At 65.8% G+C, this 17,009-nt stretch carries 18 protein-coding genes; 10 read left to right on the top strand and 8 right to left on the bottom strand.

The window, feature by feature from the left end:
- Window positions 1-98: 98 nt before the first annotated feature.
- Both K289_RS48610 and K289_RS0113150 read left to right on the top strand, forming a co-directional pair.
- On the top strand, window positions 99-1,037 hold the full coding sequence (locus K289_RS48610) for an AraC family transcriptional regulator (protein ID WP_198024698.1): 939 nt from the start codon (window positions 99-101) through the stop codon (window positions 1,035-1,037).
- Window positions 1,038-1,222: 185 nt separating this feature from the next.
- Window positions 1,223-1,543 (top strand): hypothetical protein, encoded by a 321-nt coding sequence (locus K289_RS0113150; RefSeq protein ID WP_027551940.1) that lies wholly within the window; start codon window positions 1,223-1,225, stop codon window positions 1,541-1,543.
- A 16-nt stretch (window positions 1,544-1,559) separates the two neighbouring features.
- Here K289_RS0113150 and K289_RS0113145 read toward each other — a convergent pair whose 3' ends face one another.
- Window positions 1,560-1,787: a DUF2093 domain-containing protein gene (locus K289_RS0113145; RefSeq protein WP_027551939.1), complete on the bottom strand. Its 228-nt coding sequence runs from the start codon at window positions 1,785-1,787 to the stop codon at window positions 1,560-1,562.
- A 176-nt stretch (window positions 1,788-1,963) separates the two neighbouring features.
- Here K289_RS0113145 and K289_RS0113140 point away from each other — a divergent pair, with 176 nt between their 5' ends.
- Together K289_RS0113140 and K289_RS50390 are read left to right on the top strand one after the other, a co-directional pair.
- On the top strand, window positions 1,964-2,812 hold the full coding sequence (locus tag K289_RS0113140; RefSeq protein ID WP_027551938.1) for a dienelactone hydrolase family protein: 849 nt from the start codon (window positions 1,964-1,966) through the stop codon (window positions 2,810-2,812).
- 170 nt (window positions 2,813-2,982) lie between these two features.
- Window positions 2,983-3,132: a hypothetical protein gene (locus K289_RS50390; protein WP_145927705.1), complete on the top strand. Its 150-nt coding sequence runs from the start codon at window positions 2,983-2,985 to the stop codon at window positions 3,130-3,132.
- Between the two features lie 236 nt (window positions 3,133-3,368).
- Here K289_RS50390 and xseA read toward each other — a convergent pair whose 3' ends face one another.
- Window positions 3,369-4,988, bottom strand: a complete 1,620-nt coding sequence (gene xseA / locus K289_RS0113130) for an exodeoxyribonuclease VII large subunit (RefSeq protein ID WP_027551937.1) — start codon at window positions 4,986-4,988, stop codon at window positions 3,369-3,371.
- Window positions 4,989-5,141: 153 nt separating this feature from the next.
- Here xseA and purD point away from each other — a divergent pair, with 153 nt between their 5' ends.
- Both purD and K289_RS0113120 read left to right on the top strand, forming a co-directional pair.
- Complete coding sequence (gene purD, locus K289_RS0113125) at window positions 5,142-6,425, top strand: phosphoribosylamine--glycine ligase (protein WP_027551936.1); 1,284 nt, start codon at window positions 5,142-5,144, stop codon at window positions 6,423-6,425.
- A 149-nt stretch (window positions 6,426-6,574) separates the two neighbouring features.
- The gene (locus tag K289_RS0113120; RefSeq protein WP_027551935.1) at window positions 6,575-7,480 is read left to right on the top strand and encodes an alpha/beta fold hydrolase; all 906 of its coding nucleotides are present in this window, start codon (window positions 6,575-6,577) and stop codon (window positions 7,478-7,480) included.
- Here the strand turns inward: K289_RS0113120 and K289_RS0113115 are convergent.
- A complete protein-coding gene (locus K289_RS0113115) occupies window positions 7,477-7,935 on the bottom strand; it encodes a nucleoside deaminase (RefSeq protein ID WP_035684603.1) in 459 nt (152 codons plus the stop codon). The genes K289_RS0113120 and K289_RS0113115 overlap by 4 nt on opposite strands.
- A 119-nt stretch (window positions 7,936-8,054) precedes the next feature.
- Here K289_RS0113115 and K289_RS0113110 point away from each other — a divergent pair, with 119 nt between their 5' ends.
- The gene (locus K289_RS0113110) at window positions 8,055-10,019 is read left to right on the top strand and encodes a pseudouridine synthase (protein WP_027551933.1); all 1,965 of its coding nucleotides are present in this window, start codon (window positions 8,055-8,057) and stop codon (window positions 10,017-10,019) included.
- Window positions 10,020-10,574, top strand: a complete 555-nt coding sequence (gene rsmD / locus K289_RS0113105) for a 16S rRNA (guanine(966)-N(2))-methyltransferase RsmD (RefSeq protein WP_027551932.1) — start codon at window positions 10,020-10,022, stop codon at window positions 10,572-10,574.
- Window positions 10,575-10,732: 158 nt separating this feature from the next.
- On the opposite strand, the gene mutL is transcribed toward rsmD, so the two are convergent.
- Entirely contained in the window at window positions 10,733-12,544 is a 1,812-nt protein-coding gene (mutL, locus tag K289_RS0113100; RefSeq protein ID WP_027551931.1) for a DNA mismatch repair endonuclease MutL, read from the bottom strand.
- A gap of 242 nt (window positions 12,545-12,786) precedes the next feature.
- On the opposite strand from mutL, the gene K289_RS0113095 reads away from it, so the two are divergent.
- The gene (locus K289_RS0113095; protein ID WP_027551930.1) at window positions 12,787-13,104 is read left to right on the top strand and encodes a ribbon-helix-helix domain-containing protein; all 318 of its coding nucleotides are present in this window, start codon (window positions 12,787-12,789) and stop codon (window positions 13,102-13,104) included.
- Window positions 13,105-13,387: 283 nt separating this feature from the next.
- Here K289_RS0113095 and K289_RS0113090 read toward each other — a convergent pair whose 3' ends face one another.
- From K289_RS0113090 to K289_RS0113075, 4 genes are read right to left on the bottom strand one after another with little or no spacing between them, the layout of a single operon-like run.
- Window positions 13,388-14,956 (bottom strand): GMC family oxidoreductase, encoded by a 1,569-nt coding sequence (locus tag K289_RS0113090; RefSeq protein ID WP_027551929.1) that lies wholly within the window; start codon window positions 14,954-14,956, stop codon window positions 13,388-13,390.
- A gap of 30 nt (window positions 14,957-14,986) precedes the next feature.
- Complete coding sequence (locus tag K289_RS0113085) at window positions 14,987-15,535, bottom strand: hypothetical protein (RefSeq protein WP_027551928.1); 549 nt, start codon at window positions 15,533-15,535, stop codon at window positions 14,987-14,989.
- 30 nt (window positions 15,536-15,565) lie between these two features.
- Window positions 15,566-15,961 (bottom strand): VOC family protein, encoded by a 396-nt coding sequence (locus K289_RS0113080; RefSeq protein WP_027551927.1) that lies wholly within the window; start codon window positions 15,959-15,961, stop codon window positions 15,566-15,568.
- Window positions 15,962-16,348, bottom strand: a complete 387-nt coding sequence (locus tag K289_RS0113075; protein ID WP_027551926.1) for a cytochrome c family protein — start codon at window positions 16,346-16,348, stop codon at window positions 15,962-15,964.
- Between the two features lie 310 nt (window positions 16,349-16,658).
- Between K289_RS0113075 and K289_RS0113070 the strand changes: the two genes are divergently transcribed.
- Window positions 16,659-16,967 (top strand): hypothetical protein, encoded by a 309-nt coding sequence (locus tag K289_RS0113070; protein ID WP_027551925.1) that lies wholly within the window; start codon window positions 16,659-16,661, stop codon window positions 16,965-16,967.
- Window positions 16,968-17,009 lie beyond the last annotated feature (42 nt).

The following is a 17,009-nucleotide window of genomic DNA, read 5'->3' as shown; positions in this document are numbered from 1 at the left end:
CAGCGAAGCGCGGTCCGATATGATTTCCCGAGGGCTGGCCCCCAGAACGGGAGGCCGAAATGCCAACGTCATCTCACCTCGTGCGATGGTCGACCGAGATGCTGCCGGAGCGCGCGCGGTCCTCCACGTTCCGTGAGGAGTTTGCGCGGCTGAACCTCGCCTTGGACGTGATAGATCACAGCGGCGGCCGCCCGCGTATCGACGTCACCCATCTGCAGCTCGGCGCGGTTGGCGTTTGTCGCCTTGTCGCCACGCCGGTGGAGTTTATCCGTCACAAACACCACCTCAAGGATAGCCGTGACCAATTCGGACTGAACATCGTCGAGGCTGGACCGGTCCAGTTTGCAAATGCCGGCGAGGACCATGTCCATGATGCCGGCTCCGCTTGTTTGGTCGACCGGGGAAGGCCGCTGCGAGTATTTGGGCCGCGTGGCGGCAACGTCAGATTCGTGACCGTGCAGGCTGCGGCCCTTAGGTCTCTGGTTGCGCACCCGGAGGATCTATCCGGTCGGCCGGTGCGTTCCGGACCGGCGCTTAGACTCCTCGACCGCTACCTGCGGTCGCTCGCCTCCTTCAAGGAGCCTCCGTCATCAAAACTGGCCTCCACCGTCGGCGCACATCTCCTCGATCTCGTGGCCGCGACGCTCGGGCCGACCGCCGAAGCTGCAAACATCGTTGCGGAGCGTGGTGTGAAGGCAGCCAAGTTGCAGGCGATCCTGGCGGAGGTCGCGCAACGCTTCAGCGATCCCAGTTTCGATCTGAACAATGTCGCCGGGGCGCTCGGTATGTCGCGGCGATACGTGCAAAATTTGCTCGAGGGGACCGGAAAGTCATTCACCGAGCACCTTGCAGGACGTCGACTCGAGCGTGCCTTCGCGATGTTGACCGACCCGCAGCATCTGCATTTGACCATCCTCGATATCGCGTTTGCGGTCGGCTTTGGTGATGTTTCTCATTTCAATCGCATGTTCCGCCGGCACTTCGGCGAGACGCCATCAGGCGTGCGCGCCGCATCGACCATGCGGGAGCTGAAGTGATCCTGCGACCCCACCGGATTTGGTGGGGCACTGCGGCACCGGCTCTGCGCCACATCGACAGTCAAGGGATGGGCCCTGGCTTTCGCCAGGGCGACGCAGGAGGGGCTTCGCCAGCGTGACGACGATCATTCACCCGACATTCATCGCCAGACTCCTATCGAGTTAAGTTCGATCAGGAGAGTTCCATGAAACTGCCGTCCGCGACCGTTGTTGCCAGCCTTATGTGTCTGATTGTTGCGTCCGCCTTTGCCCAGACGCCTTCACCGCCTGCAGCCGCACCCGCCGCGCCGACCGCGACGGTGCCGGTTCCCGCGACCAAGCGCGTGACCTGTCTCAGCTCGACGCAGAACCTGAAGGGGCAGGACAAGCGGGACCAGATGCAGCTCTGCATGGCCCAGGCGCGGCTCGATTGCCTGAAGCAGGCGATCGATCAGAAGATCGTCGGCGAGCCCCGGAAGACTTTCGTCAAAAGCTGCGTGGGTATGGATGGCGCGGAGCAACAATAGGCGGGCGGCGGCGGCCTTACGGCTGCGGCTTCAGCGCGCCGGGAAAATGCCGCTGCAACACTGCGGCTGGAGTGGCGTAGGCCTCCTGCAGGTCCACGCTCCAGTATTTCAGCTCGTCGAGCGGAATCCTCGTGTCCGTCACGGCGCAGCGCACATAGGTCCCCGGCGAGATCACGCGGAAGTCGCCGTCGAGATATTGTACCTGCGCCTCGCCATGGCCCGAGGGGCCGAACTTGTTCAGCACGGTCGAAAGTCTCCGTGGAAGGCCCATTCAGGGCGTGATGTGATGAATCCGATTACCATAAATAGGGTGGCTTGTCCGCCCGTTAAACCCACCGGCTTGTGATGTTTTGCCGCCGTTCACGCATGATAGTGCTCGTGCGAAGGATCGCTGGTCCCGGTCACTCACGGCAGTCTCCGATGCGCCTTCCGTCAATCGCCCTGTTCCTGGCGCTTCTGCTGTCGCCCGCCCATGCGGCGACCGCGCCTGCGACCGCGTCCACGCCTGCGCCGCAGCAGGTTGATATTCCGCTAGCGGGTGGGGTCCTGCATGCGCAGCTCTACAAGCCAGACGGGGCAGGACCGTTTCCGACGGTGATTGCACTGCATGGCTGCGGCGGGCTCGGCGGCCATTCCGACCCGGTCGCGCCGCGCTATCGCGACTGGGCCCTGCAATTCCTCAAGACAGGTAACGCGGTGCTGCTGCCCGACAGCTACGGCTCGCGCGAAGTCGGGCCGCAATGCCGGGTCAAGGAAGGGCACGTCAAGGCGCGGCGCGAGCGCGTCGCCGATATCGTGGCCTCGCGCGCCTGGCTGATGAAGCAGACCTGGGTGGCGCGCGATCGGGTCAGCCTGATCGGCTGGGCCAACGGCGCCAGCGCGCTGCTCTGGGCGGTGCGCCCGCAGAATGCGGCACGCGACGCGAACCCGGATTTTCGCGCCGCCGTCGCGTTCTATCCGGATTGCCGGATTTCCGCTGGGCTCGGCTGGAGCGCCCGGGTGCCGACGCTGGTCCTGATCGGAGGCAACGACGACGTGTCGTCGCCGCCGGCCTGCCGCCAGATGGTCGAGGGCGCGCACGGCCGCAGCGCGCTCGCGCGCATCGTGGTCTATCCCGGCGCCTATCACGATTTCGACCGCGCCAATTTGCCGGTGCACGCGCTCGCCGGCAGCACCGACGTCGCAACGCCCGAGCACGGCCATCTCGGCACCGACACGGAAGCGCGCGCGGAGGCGCAGAAGGAAGTCGCGGAGTGGCTGGCGCGGTAGTCCGAAGCGGGGCCGCCCGAGGAACAATGTGAGGCGGACAGCCCCGCATCGACCACCGCCCTGCACGGAACAAGATGGCCGACCGGGAATCTACGGATGGAACGGCGACCGGTTTCAGCGCAAACAGTGCCGCCATAGTTCGACCATGATGTCGATTAAACGCCAATCACATGCGCCACCGCGTCCTGCTCTTCTCCTCTGCACTGGTCATCTTCACCGTCGCGATCTTCCTCTTCGAGGCCCGCGCCGGCGCACCGCAGCTTGCGCCGGAACATTGCGGCTTCTGGACCACGATCGACGCGGGATTGTCCTGCCGGTAAGGCAAATGACGGCGTCGCCGTGAGATGATGCCGTGGGGCGACCAAATCTCCCCAATGTCGTCCTGGCTTTCGCCAGGACGACAGCGAGTGTGTTGCATGCGCTTGCCACTCACTCAGTGTCATCGCCCGACTTGATCGGGCGATCCAGTACTCGAGACGTCCGTAGTTCATTGAGAAGCCGCGGCGTACTGGATTCCCCGCTTTCGCGGGGAATGACAGAGAGAGTTACCTCACCTTTAGAACAGGCTGCCCTGATCCACCGGCTTGGCCACGCGCTTCGGTGCCGGCTTTGCCTCGCGCGAGGCCGGCTTCGGCTGCGACGTCGGGGGCGCGGTCGGTGCGGGGCGATCGGCATCCGCTGTCGCGCCCACGCGGCCATCTCCAAACTCGATCTCGAGCCGCGCGCTCGGCCCGATCGCGTCGGCGGAATGCAGGGGGTGGCCGGCCTCGTCGCGCACGAGAGCAAAGCCGCGCGCGAGCACACTGCGATAGGACAGCGCGGAGAGCAGTTTGCCGCTGTTCTCGACGCGAGCATCGAGCCGTTGCAGCAGCGTCGCCAGCGCGCGGCCGGCGCGCTCGGCAAGACGATGCGTGCGCTCGCGCTGGCGGGCGATTGCGTTGCGCTGGGCCTGCGCGTTGGAGAGGCGCGAGGCGCGCAGCCGCACGTCAAGTCCGGCGAAGCGGTCGCGCCGCTGCCGCAGCAGGGAACGCGCGGACAGGCCGAGCCGCTCGCCGCACACGGTGAGCCGATGGTCGGCCTGCGCGATCTGGCCGTGCAGCACCCGCAGCGTCAGTTTCGCGCTGGCGGCGGTGAACCTGCGGAAATGCGCATGCGTGTTGGCCTTGAGGCCGCGGGGCAGGGCGGCACCCGCGGAGTCGAGGCGTTGGCGCGGAATCGCGAGGAGATCGCCCGCGGCCGGCAATGCGCGCGCGGCTGCGCGCAGCTCGCTGCGGCGGCTCTCCTGGCTACGCTGCCAATAGGCGCGGGTGCGGCGGGCGAGGTCGGCGACCTCGACGAAGAGATCGCTGCGCACGGGCACGGCCATTTCGGCCGCGGCTGTTGGCGTCGGCGCGCGCTTGTCGGCGGCGAAATCGATCAGGGTGATATCGGTCTCATGCCCGACCGCCGAGATCAGCGGGATCATGCTCTCGGCCGCGGCGCGGACCACGATCTCCTCGTTGAACGACCAGAGATCCTCCAGCGAGCCGCCGCCGCGCGCCACGATCAGCACGTCGGGCCGCGGAATCTTGCCGCCCTCGGGCAGCGCGTTGAAGCCGCGGATCGCGGCCGCGACCTGCTCGGCCGAGCCTTCGCCCTGCACCTTGACCGGCCAGACCAGCACGCGGCGGGGAAAGCGGTCCTCGAGCCGGTGCAGGATGTCGCGGATGACCGCGCCGGTCGGCGAGGTCACGACGCCGATCACCTCCGGCAGCCACGGCAGGAGCTGCTTTCGCGCCTCGTCGAACAGGCCCTCGGCGGCGAGCTTCTTCTTGCGCTCCTCCATCAGCGCCATCAGCGCGCCGATGCCGGCCGGCTCCAGCGCCTCGATCACGATCTGGTACTTCGAGGAGCCCGGATAGGTGGTGAGCTTGCCGGTGGCGATGACCTCGAGCCCTTCCTGGGGCTTGAAGCGCATCCGGCTGTGGACGCCCTTCCAGATCACCGCCTCGATCTTGGCGCTCTCGTCCTTGAGCGCGAAATAGCAGTGCCCGGAGGAATGGGCGCCACGGAAGCCGGAGATCTCGCCGCGGACCCGGACATGGCCATAGGCATCCTCGACCGTCCGCTTCAGGGACAGCGAGAGCTCGGAGACGGTGAATTCGGGCGCGTTGAGCAGTTGTTCCGCAGGCGGCATTCAGGCTCGATTCGGGCTATTTATGCAGGGTTACCGGCCTAGGGCTGCGCGGGCAACCATATATCCACACGGCGAGGCCGCAGCCGTGTTGCGGTGGAACGCGACCATGGTAAACCGCACTGCCGCATCGCGGCAATAACATCTGGGCCCATCATGCACATCCTCCTGCTCGGTTCTGGCGGCCGCGAACACGCCCTGGCGTGGAAAATCGCCGCCTCTCCCCTGGTGACCAAATTCTGGTGCGCGCCCGGCAATGCCGGCATCGCGCGGGAGGCGGAATGCGTGGCGCTGGATGTCGCCGACCATGCCGCCGTGATCGACTTCTGCAAGACGAACGCCGTCGAGCTCGTGGTGGTTGGCCCGGAGACGCCGCTTGCGGCCGGCATTATCGATGACCTCACCGCCGCCGGCATCAAGGCGTTCGGACCGAGCAAGGCGGCCGCCCAGCTCGAAAGCTCCAAGGGCTTCACCAAGGCGCTGTGCACCGAATTTGGTATTCCGACCGGCGCCTACAAGCGCTTCACGAAAGCCGCCGACGCGCTTGCCTACGTCCAGAGCCAGGGCGCCCCGATCGTGGTGAAGGCGGACGGCCTTGCCGCCGGCAAGGGAGTCGTCGTCGCCAAGACCGTGCGCGAGGCGGAGGACGCCATCGCCATGATGTTCGAGGGCGCCTTTGGCGAGGCCGGCGCCGAGGTCGTGATCGAGGAATTCCTGCCGGGCCGCGAGATCAGCTTCTTCGCACTCTGCGACGGCGAGACCGCGATTCCGCTCGCCTCGGCCCAGGACCACAAGCGCGTGTTCGATCACGACGTCGGCCCGAACACCGGCGGCATGGGCGCCTATTCGCCGACGCCGCTGGTCACGCCCGCGATCCATGACGCGATCATGGCGAAGATCATTTTGCCGACGGTTGCCGGCATGAAGAAGCGCGGCACGCCGTTCCGCGGCGTGCTCTATGCCGGGATCATGCTGACCTCGCAGGGGCCAAAACTGTTCGAGTTCAACGTCCGCTTCGGTGATCCCGAGTGCCAGGTGCTGATGCTGCGCATGATGTCGGACATCGTGCCGGCGTTCATCGCCGCCTGCGACGGGGAGTTGAAGCATTTTGATCTACGCTGGTACCCGGAATCCGCGCTCACCGTGGTGATGGCCGCGAAGGGATATCCCGGCGACTATCAGAAGGGCACGCGCATCGAAGGGCTCGACGAGGCCGCCAAGGTCGACACCGTCGAGATCTTCCATGCCGGCACCGTCGCGAAGGACGGTGCGATCCTCGCCAATGGCGGCCGCGTGCTCAATGTCTGCGCGCTCGGCAAGACCGTGACGGAAGCGCAGAGCCGCGCTTATCAGGCCGTCGACCGCATCAACTGGCCGGACGGCTTCTGCCGCCGCGACATCGGCTGGCAGGCGGTGGAAGCGGAGAAGGCGAAGAGCTGACAGTCGTTTTTCCCGTCGGCGCGCAATCGGAGCCTCCTTGCCGGCAACTGCCATGCTACTTTGCATGAGGTTGTTTTTGAGATTTTCGCTGGGGGCACCATGGGCTCTCCATCGGGTGCCACGGGAACAACCAGATAAGGATGCAAAAGATGTCCGATCTCGCCGACCTCTATCCCGGCTTCGCCTCCGAATGGATCAATACGTCCTTTGGCCGGGTCTTCGCGCGTGTCGGCGGCAAGGGGCCGCCGCTCTTGCTCCTGCATGGCTTCTCCGAGACGCATGTGATGTGGCACCGCGTGGCGCCCGAGCTTGCAGATGCCTTCACGCTGATCATCGCCGACCTGCCGGGCTATGGCTGGTCCGACATGCCCGAGAGCGACGCACTGCATATCCCCTACAGCAAGCGCGCGATGGCCAAGGCCATGGTGCAGGCGATGGAGCAGCTCGGCCACGTGCACTTTGCGCTCGCCGGCCACGACCGCGGCGGCCGGGTCTCCTACCGGCTCGCGCTCGATCATCCCGGCCGGCTGTCGCGGCTTGCCGTGCTCGATATCCTGCCGACCTATAATTACTGGGAGCGGATGAACCGGCAGTACGCGCTGAAGATCTATCACTGGACTTTCCTCGCGCAGCCCTATCCGTTGCCGGAGACGCTGATCTCGGGCAATGGCGAGTTCTTCCTGCGCTTCAAGATGGCGAGCCAGACCAAGTCGAAGACGCTTGACGCCATCGACAAGCGCGCGCTCGAGCACTACATCGCGCCGTTCCGCGACCCCGCGCGCGTGCACGCGATGTGCGAGGACTACCGCGCCGGCGCCTATTTCGACTACGACCTCGACAAGGCCGATTTCGAGGCCGGCAAGAAGATCACGGTCCCGATGCTCGCGCTCTGGGGCAATGCCGGCGTCGCGCAAGCCGCGGCCACGCCGCTCGATACGTGGAAACAGTGGGCTACGAACGTGGACGGCATGCCGGTGGATTCCGGGCACTTCCTCACGGAGGAGAACCCCGAGGCCACCGCGAAGGCACTGCGCGCGTTTTTCCTGGCGGGTTAACGCCGCTCCCGAAAGAACTCCCGCAACAGCCGCGCCGCCTCGCTCTCGCCGACCCCGGAATAGACGTCCGGGACGTGATGGCAGGTGGGCGAGGCGAAGAAGCGCACGCCGGACTCGACCGCGCCGCCCTTGGGGTCGGCGGCCCCGTAATAGAGCCGCCTGACCCTTGCAAAGGAGATCGCGCCCGCACACATGGTGCAGGGCTCCAGCGTCACGTAGAGATCGCAGTCCACCAACCGCTCGCTGCCGATCTTTTGGGCGGCCTCGCGCAGCGCGATGATCTCGGCATGGGCCGTGGGGTCGTGGTCGGTCAGCGTCCGATTGGCCGCGGTGGCGATGACCTCATAATTGCGGACGACCACGCATCCGATCGGAACTTCGCCCGATTTTCCGGCATTTTCGGCCGTCTTGAGCGCCAAATCCATGAAAGAAGGGGCTTTCATGCCTCGTATCATCGCCAGAAACCTGCTACTAGCTCCGCCTTCAGCAAGAGTGGATACCGGTTTTGCCTGAGCATGCGGCTCGGAATGAGCGCGCACAATGCCCTTTTGACCATCCCTAAGTGAGACGCTTCATGCCCCGCGACAGCGACAAACACAACGATTCCCCGCGCGGCCGGCGTGATCGAGGCGGGCCCAAGGGGTCATTCAAGGGCCGCAGCGGCAAGCCGAGGGGACCTGAGAAGAAGTTCGCCAAGCGCGGCTTTGCCGGCAAGGGCGACCGCGAGGAGCGCCCCTCCCGCGGCGACCGCGACAGCCGTCCGTTCCGCCGCCGTGAGGAGGGCGACGCCCCGCGCCGCGACTTCAGCGACCGTCCGCGCTTCAAGCGCGACGACCGCGGTGGTGAGGATCGCGGCGAGCGCAGCTTCAAGCCGCGGGGCGACCGTCCGTTCAAGCCGCGCGGAGATCGCCCGAAATTCGACCGTGACGAGCGCGCGCCGCGTGGTGAGCGCTCGGAGCGGCGCTTCGAGGACCGCAAGTTTTCGCGCGGCGGCTCGGATCGGCCCCGCAAGGATTTTGGCCGCGATCGTGATTTCGAGGGGAAAGAGCGAAAGCGCGACTTCGGTGATCGCAAGCGCGATTTCGAGGGCGGGGATCGCAAGCGCAGCTTCGGCGACCGTCCGCGCGATCGGGACGACCGCCCTCGCAAGAATTTTGGCAAACCTTTCGGCAAGGACTTTGGCGGCCGCGACCGCGGCGAGGAGAAGCCCTGGCGTCAGCGCGACGACCGCCGGGAAGGCGGGCGCGGCGAGGATCGTCCGCGCTTCCCCCGGCGGCGCGACGAGGGCGGTGAGGATCGCCCGCGTTTCTCGCGCTCGCGCGAGGAGCGTTTTGGCGAGGACCGTCCGAGGTTCGGTCGTTCGCGCGAGGATCGCGGCGAGGGCCGTTCCGACTGGCACGAGCATCCGCGCAGCGAGGGCCGCTTCCGCGACCGTCCGCGCCGCGACAACGAGGACGACAGCCAGATCTTCACCAGGCGTCCGGCCTTTGGCGGCCGCGGCGCCTATCGCGAGCGCGATCGTAATTTCGAGGGCCGTCCTCATCGCGACGAGGCGCCGAAGCCGAAGAAGGCCGGCGAGCGCATCGCCAAGGTGCTGGCGCGCGCGGGTCTCGCTTCGCGCCGCGATGCCGAGGAGATGGTCACGCAAGGGCGTGTCACCGTCAACGGCCGGGTGATCAACTCGCCGGCCCTGGACGTCACCCAGAACGACGTCGTCGCCGTCGACGGCAAGCCGTTGCCGCCGCGCGAGCGCACGCGGCTGTTCCTCTATCACAAGCCGCGCGGGCTGATGACGACGCATGACGATCCCGAGGGACGTCCGACCGTGTTCGACAATCTGCCCGAAGGCCTGCCGCGTCTGATCTCGGTCGGCCGGCTCGACTTCAACACTGAAGGCCTGCTGCTGCTCACCAATGATGGCGGGCTCGCGCGCACGCTCGAGCTGCCGGATACCGGCTGGCTGCGCCGCTACCGCGTCCGCGCTCATGGCGACGTCACCCAGGCGCAGCTCGACGAGCTCAAGAACGGCATCGAGGTCGAGGGCGTCAAATACGGTCCGATCGAAGCGACGCTCGAGCGCGACCAGGGCGCCAATGTCTGGCTGGTGTTCGCGATCCGCGAAGGCAAGAACCGCGAGGTGCGCAACGTCTGCGCCCATCTCGGGCTCGAGGTGAACCGGCTGATCCGCGTGTCCTACGGCCCGTTCCAGCTCGGCGAGATTCCCGAAGGCCAGGTCGACGAGATCAAGTCGCGCGTGCTGCGCGAGCAGCTCGGCGACAAGGTGATCGAGAAGTCGGGCGCGCAGTTCGACGTGCCCTCGAAATCTGCTTCGCGCGACGACGATGCCCCGCGCGAGAAGAAGCCGGTGAGCAAGAGGGCGGTGATCAGCGACCGCAAGGGCCGTCGCGTGCTGGTGCAGCGCACCGGCAGCGAGGAGGCGCGCGAGCGCAACGAGCTCGAGGCCAGCGGCTATGGCCCGCCGCGCCGTCCCAAGCGCGGCTATCACGGCAAGCGCGATCTGAAGCCGCGGGAGGACTAGTTGCGCGTCGTCGGCGGTCGATTGAAGGGGCGCAATCTCGCCTCACCGTCCTCGCGCGACATCCGCCCGACTGCGGATCGCCTGCGCGAGTCCGTGTTCAACATTCTCGTGCACGCCTATGACGATCCGATCCAGGATGCGCGCGTGCTCGATCTCTTCGCCGGCACCGGCGCGCTCGGCATCGAGGCGGTCTCGCGCGGCGCGAAATTCACGCTGTTCGTCGACAACGGCGCCGAGGCCCGCGCGTTGCTCCGCAACAATGTCGAGGCGCTCGGCCTTGGCGGTGTGACCAAGGTCTATCGCCGCGATGCGACCGATCTCGGCCCCGCGCATCCGGTCGAGCCGTTCTCGCTGGTGTTTCTCGATCCGCCCTATGGCAAAGGTCTTGCCGAGCAGGCGCTCGCCTCGTTGCGCGACGGCGGTTGGCTCACGCCGGGTGCGCTGCTGGTGGTCGAGGAGGCGAAGGCCGCGCAGTTTGCTGCGCCTGAAGGCTACGAGGAGTTGGAGCGGCGCGCCTATGATGACACGGAGTTCGTGTTTCTGAGAGCTTCGTAGAGATCGTAGGGTGGGTTAGCCCTACGGCTGCGCGAAGCGCAGTCCGTCAGGCGTAACCCACCTCTTTGGCTTCCGCGGAGACAGAAGTGGTGGGTTACGCTTCCGCCTTCGCTCTTCGAGCTTCGGCGGACGCTATAACCCACCCTACAAGCGCGCTGCTACCTTCGCCCGAACAGCTTCTCTACGTCCGCAAGCTTCAGCTCGACGTAAGTCGGCCGGCCGTGATTGCACTGGCCGGAGTTCGGCGTCTCCTCCATCTCGCGCAGCAGTGCGTTCATCTCCTCCGGCTTGAGCCGGCGGCCGGCACGTACCGAACCATGGCAGGCCATGGTGGCAGCGACGTGCATCAGCCGGCGCTCCAGCGGCAGCGCCTCGTCCCATTCGGCCATGTGCTCGGCGAGGTCGCGCAACAAGCCGCCCGCATTGGTCTTGCCGAGCAGCGACGGCGTCTCGCGCACAGCGACCGCGCCGGGGCCGAAGGATTCGATCGCGAGCCCGAAGGACGCAAGCTCGTCGCCGCGTGCGAGCAATCGCTCGACCGTGCCCTCATCCATCTCGACGATCTCGGGGATCAGGAGGATCTGCCGCTGCACGCCGTTGGCTGCCAATGACGCCTTCAGCCGCTCATAGACGATGCGCTCGTGTGCGGCATGCTGGTCGACGATAACGAGGCCGTCGCGCGTCTGCGAGACGATGTAGTTTTCATGGATCTGCGTGCGGGCTGCCCCGAGTGGGCGATCGACGAGGTCGCCGATCGGCTGCGTCTCGATCCGCACATCTGCGCTCGGTGCGCCGACATCAAAGGCGGCCTGCGCGCGCTCCGCGAAAACGGGCGCGGCGGCGCCGTCGAACGACGGCAGCGGCGGCGTGGGCGCCGACGGCGACTGCCGCCAGTCCCAGCTCGCCGGGCGTGGCGTGAAAGCAGGGCGGAACGAGGACAACGCGCTGCCGCCGCTGTTGGCGGCCGTGCGCCGACCCTCGCGCGCCAAGCCCTCCTTCAATCCATGCACGATCAGGGCGCGCACGAGGCCGGCGTTGCGGAACCGCACCTCGGTCTTGGCCGGATGCACGTTGGCGTCGACCTCGCGCGGGTCGAGCGTGACGAACAGCGCCACCACGGGATGGCGGTCGCGCGGCAGATAGTCGGAATAGGCCGCGCGCACCGCGCCGAGGATCAGCTTGTCGCGCACCGGGCGGCCGTTGACGAACAGATACTGCCCGAGCGCGTTGGCTTTCGTCAGCGCAGGGGCGGCGGCATAGCCGGCGACCACGACGCCCTCGCGTTCGGCGTGAATTTCGATGGCGTGGCTGCGGAACTCCGCTCCCAGGATATCGCCGAGCCGCGTCAGGCGGCCGGCGGCGCCGGGCAGCGCCGCGGCCCAGGTGACTGGTGCGCGCTCCTCGCCTGCCAGCGTGAAGGCGATATCCGGCCGCGCCATCGCCAGGCGCCGCACCACCTCGCGGATGGCTTCGGCCTCGGTGCGGTCGGTCTTCAGAAACTTCAACCGCGCCGGTGTCGCATAGAAGAGGTCGTTGACCTCGACGCGGGTGCCATGCGCCAGCGCCGCCGGCATGATCTCGGACTTGTCGCCGCCCTCGACCGACAGCGCCCAGGCATGCGGCTCGCTCGCATGCCGCGTCGTGATCGAGAGCCGCGCGACCGAGCCGATCGAGGGCAGTGCCTCGCCACGGAACCCGAGCGTGCGGATCTGCAGCAGGTCCTCGTCGTCGAGCTTGGAGGTGGCATGGCGCTCGACCGCAAGCGACAGGTCCTTCGCGGTCATGCCGCCGCCGTCGTCGGTGATGCCGATCCGCCGCCGCCCGCCGCCATCGGTGAACACGTCGATCCGGCTCGCACCGGCATCGATCGCGTTCTCGACGAGCTCCTTGACCACGCTCGCCGGGCGCTCGACCACCTCGCCGGCGGCGATGCGGTTGACGACTTGCTCTGGAAGCTGGCGGACGGGCATGGGCTTAGGTCTGGGGATTCGCTGGTCGCGTTATCTTAAGCCGTGTTGCGTCAAAAGCATGTGTGGAGCAACCCCATCGTGACAGGCTGGGGAAGGGGGAGGTCTATCACATTGAAGACATTGGACGTTCGTGCGCCGGTGATGCCGGTGATGGGTGCCGATCTCCTGCCGCTGTCCTGATTGTGAGGCGTGGGGCGGGGGTGTAGCATCGTGAAAAAATGGCAACAAAACGGGAGGACGCCATGTGCCATCTCTTCGCGCATCAGCCCCAACGCGACTACGAGTCCCAGACCCGCTCGCTCAGGATCGATGGGCATTGCACCTCGATCCGCCTGGAAATGGCCTTCTGGGACACGCTGGAGGAGATGGCGGCCAAGGAGAACGTAAGCCTCGGCAAGTTCCTGACGACGCTCTACAACGAGGTCCTCGACCATCACGGCGAGGTCAACAATTTCGCCTCGCTCCTGCGCTGCTCCTGCCTGATCTACCGCTCCAGGAGCATGGCGCCGGTGCAGGACTTCAAGAGCGCGGTTACGCCCATCCTCGATGCGGCTGAATAGCGGCATCCGGCTCTAAGACTCGACATGAAAACTGAAGCGGCTCTGTCCAGTAAGGACAGAGCCGCTTCGTTGTGTCAGGTGCTATTGGTTGAATCGATGCAAGCCGAGGATGCGGTTCACCTCTCCCGCTTGCGGGGGAGGTCGGCGCGTAGCGCCGGGTGGGGGCTCTCTCCTCTCGGGGGGGCGTCGATTGCGGAAGTACCCCCACCCCAGCCCTCCCCCGCAAGCGGGAGAGGGAGCGTACCTACCTCGCGGCTTGCACTCAGACCAATCTCATTCCCTTTTAGATCTCCTTCTTCTGCATCGCGCCGGCGATGTAGTCGGCCTGCCGGATGGCGAGCGCGACGATGGTCAGCGTCGGATTGCAGGCCGCGCCGCTGGTGAACTGGCTGCCGTCTGAGACGAACAGGTTCTTGACGTCGTGGGTCTGTCCGAACTTGTTGACGACGCCATCCTTCGCCTTCTCGCTCATCCGGTTGGTGCCGAGATTGTGAGTGCTCGGATAGGGCGGCGTCGGATAGGTCACGGTGGCGCCGACGGCGTCGTAGACCGCGGCACCCTGCTTGTAGGCGTGGGCGCGCATCGCGACATCGTTGGGATGATCGTCGAAATGCACGCTCGCGACCGACATTCCGTGCTTGTCCTTCACGGTCGGATCGAGCGTGATGCGGTTGGTTTCCTGCGGCATGTCCTCGCCGACCAGCCACATGCCGGCCATCCGCGGATAGCCGTCGAGCGCTGAGGTGAACGGACGTCCCCAGGCGCCGGGATTGAGGAACGCGGCCATGAACGGCAGGCCGATCGACAGCGTCTCCATCTCGTAGCCGCCGACGAAGCCACGCTTCGGATTGTTGGCCGCCTCGTCGCGGATGATGCCAGCCATGGTCGTGCCGCGATACATGTGCACCGACTTTTCGAACACCGCGTAGACGCTGCCCGTCATGTGGCGCATGTAGTTGCGGCCGACCTGGCCGCTCGAATTGGCGAGGCCGTCGGGGAACATGGTCGAGGCGCTGTTGAGCAGCAGCCGCGGGCTCTCGATCGAATTGCCGGCGACCGCAACGATGCGCGCCTTCTGGCGCTGCGTCGCGCCGCTCTCGTCGGCATAGACGACGCCGGTCACCTTGCCGCTGGCGTCGTGCTCGATCTTGATCACCATGCTGTTGGGCCGGACCTCGAGATTGCCGGTCGCCTCGCCCTTCGGGATCTCGGTGTAGAGCGTCGACCATTTCGCGCCGGATTTGCAGCCCTGGAAGCAGAAGCCGATCTGCTGGCATGAGCCGCGTCCGTCGCGCGGCTGGCTGTTGATCGCCATGTTGCCGGTGTGCACGGTCTTGTAGCCGAGCTTCTTCGCGCCGGCTTCGAGCACCTTGAAATTATTGTTGCCGGGCAGTCCGGGAATGCCGTTGGTGCGGGTCACGCCCATCTTGTTCTCGGCTTTGGCGTACCATGGCTCCATCTCCGCGAGCGTGACCGGCCAGTCCAGCAGGTTGGCGCCGGGAATGTTGCCGTAGGTGCTTTTCACCTTGAACTCGTGCTCGTCGAAGCGCAGCGAGGCGCCGGCCCAATGCACCGTGGAGCCGCCGACCGCCTTGACGATCCAGGCGGGAAGATTCGGGAAGTCCTTGGCGACGCGCCATGTTCCCGACGTGGTGCGCGTGTCCGACCAGGCGAGCTGGGAAAAGCTGTCCCACTCGTCGTTGATGAAGTCCTGGTTCTCGATGCGAGGACCGGCCTCGAGGATGACGACCTTGACGCCCTTCTGTGCGAGCTCGTTGCCCAGCGTGCCGCCACCGGCACCGGAGCCGACGATCACCACAACGCCGCTGTCGTTCAGATCGAATTTTGCCATATGCGTTCTCCTGAACCGTTGGGGTGCGACTTAAGCCTTCGGCAGCCAGTCGATGTCGGCAAAGCCGCGGTTGATGTAGCCGCCATGCTCGGCGGAGGAGCCCTCGTAACCGAACTTCGGCCAGACTTCCTTCTGGTTGTAGAGGGACACGATGAGATCGCCGCGCACCTTCTGGAAGAAGTCGCTCTGCTCGATCTCCTTCAGCAGCACCACGCGGTCGGCTTCCCAGGGCACTTCGGCATAGGGCACCTTGTGACGGTCGCGTGCATTCTGATCGAGCCTGGCGATGCCGTCGCTGATGAGGGACTTGACGGCGGGATCCTTGGCGGCCTTGCCGTCCCACGGCTTGATCGCAACGATGTAGTAGCTGTCGCCGAGAACATCGTGCGGATAGATGTCGCGCGCGACCTTCAGCAGCGTCTTCATCGTCGCGGGTTCCAATGCGCTCGCATCGTCGGCCCAGGCGCTCTCGATGCTGACGCCGACACTCGCCGCTGCGGCCACGACCGGCACGGCCGTCACCGCGCCCTTGAGAAAGACGCGGCGGCTATGCTTGCTTCGACGGTCGACTTCTCTCATGGTTTTCCTCCGTAGTTCTTGTGATTTTGATTAGTTGAAACGTCCGCCCCGCTGGATCACCTCGATCTTGTAGCCATCGGGATCACTGACGAAGAAGAAGCGCGCCAACGTCTTGCCATCGTGCTTGAAGTCGCGCAGCGGTCCCGGCGCGAGCTTTTCGCGCTCGAAGCGGGCATGCTCGGCATCGAGATCCTCGACCACCACGGCGAGATGGCCGTAGCCGTCACCCAGGCCGTACGGCTCCTTGCGATCGAAATTGACCGTCAGCTCCACCTCGAAAGGTGAGGACGGGTGACGCAGATAGATCAAGGCAAAGTCCGCAAATTTCAGGTGATCTGCGACTTCGAGGCCGAAGGCGCGCCTGTAGAAGTCGAGCGATCGCGCCTCGTCGAATACACGGATCATGGAATGGACCGGTTTCGCCATTCAGTTCTGCTCCTTCAGATAAGCGATGATGGCGGTGCGCGTCTCCGGCTTGGCCTGACGGTAGGCCATGACCACGCCGGGAATGACCGCTTGCGGATTTTTCAGCCAGGCATCGAGCCTGGCCTCGTCCCAGATGAAGTCCGCTTTCGCGAGGCCTTCCGAATAGCGAAAGCCTTCGACCTTGCCGGCCGTACGTCCCACGATCCTGACCAGTGGCGGGCCCTGCCGCGTCGGTGCTGACATATCCATCGTGTGGCACACCGCGCATTGCTGCTTGAACAGCGTCGCGCCATCCGGCGGCTTTGCGGCCGGCAAGGGCATTTGCGCATCGGCGACCTGCACCACCAGCACCATCGCGGTGCACAATCCCAGCATGACTGCGCGCATCACCAAGAGCCCGCCCATCCACATGAACGTCAGGGTGCGCAAACTCTAGGCGGCGTTAGAGATGCGGTGGTAGTAGCGGGCTATTTCGCCGCAAGCGCTGGTGCTCGCGGTGTGCGTGTGTTCCGCGCTGCCGCATATGAGGAGCACAATTCCGCGAAACCGCCCAGAAATCCCTAAACGATGACCACACGACGCGGATTGCATGGGAAGCGCGCCGTTCGAGTTCTTTACGCGATGACATGTTCCGGTGCAGCCGAGCGGCGCAGGAAGCAGCCGAACCGTTCATCGCGAAAAAATCCAGGAGAAATGGATGAAGTTGGTCAAGACCTCTGTGATCGCATGCGCTCTCTCGGCTCTCATTGCGACGCCCGTTCTCGCGCAAGGTACGTCCTCCGGCGCCAAGACAGGCGGAACCATGCAAAGCAAACCCATGCAGGGCGGCGCGGTCGGCAGCGAGGATGAGGATATGAGCACCCAGCAGGGTGCTGCGGGAGAGAGGATGGGCATGAAGTCGACCAAGGGAACGAAGGGCGCGGTCGGCACCACGGGCAGTGCAGCGCCCAAGGGGACAGTCAGCGACCCCGCTTCGGGTAGTCCCGCGAGCGGCAAGCGCTACTAAGGCCGAGACGCGAAACGCCAAGCCTCCGGCCGCTTTGCGGCT

Source organism: Bradyrhizobium sp. Cp5.3, assembly GCF_000426265.1.
Classification (GTDB): Bacteria; Pseudomonadota; Alphaproteobacteria; order Rhizobiales; family Xanthobacteraceae; genus Bradyrhizobium; species Bradyrhizobium neotropicale.
Note: the sequence above shows the minus strand (reverse complement) of the source record. Positions and strands in the feature narration are given on the sequence as shown.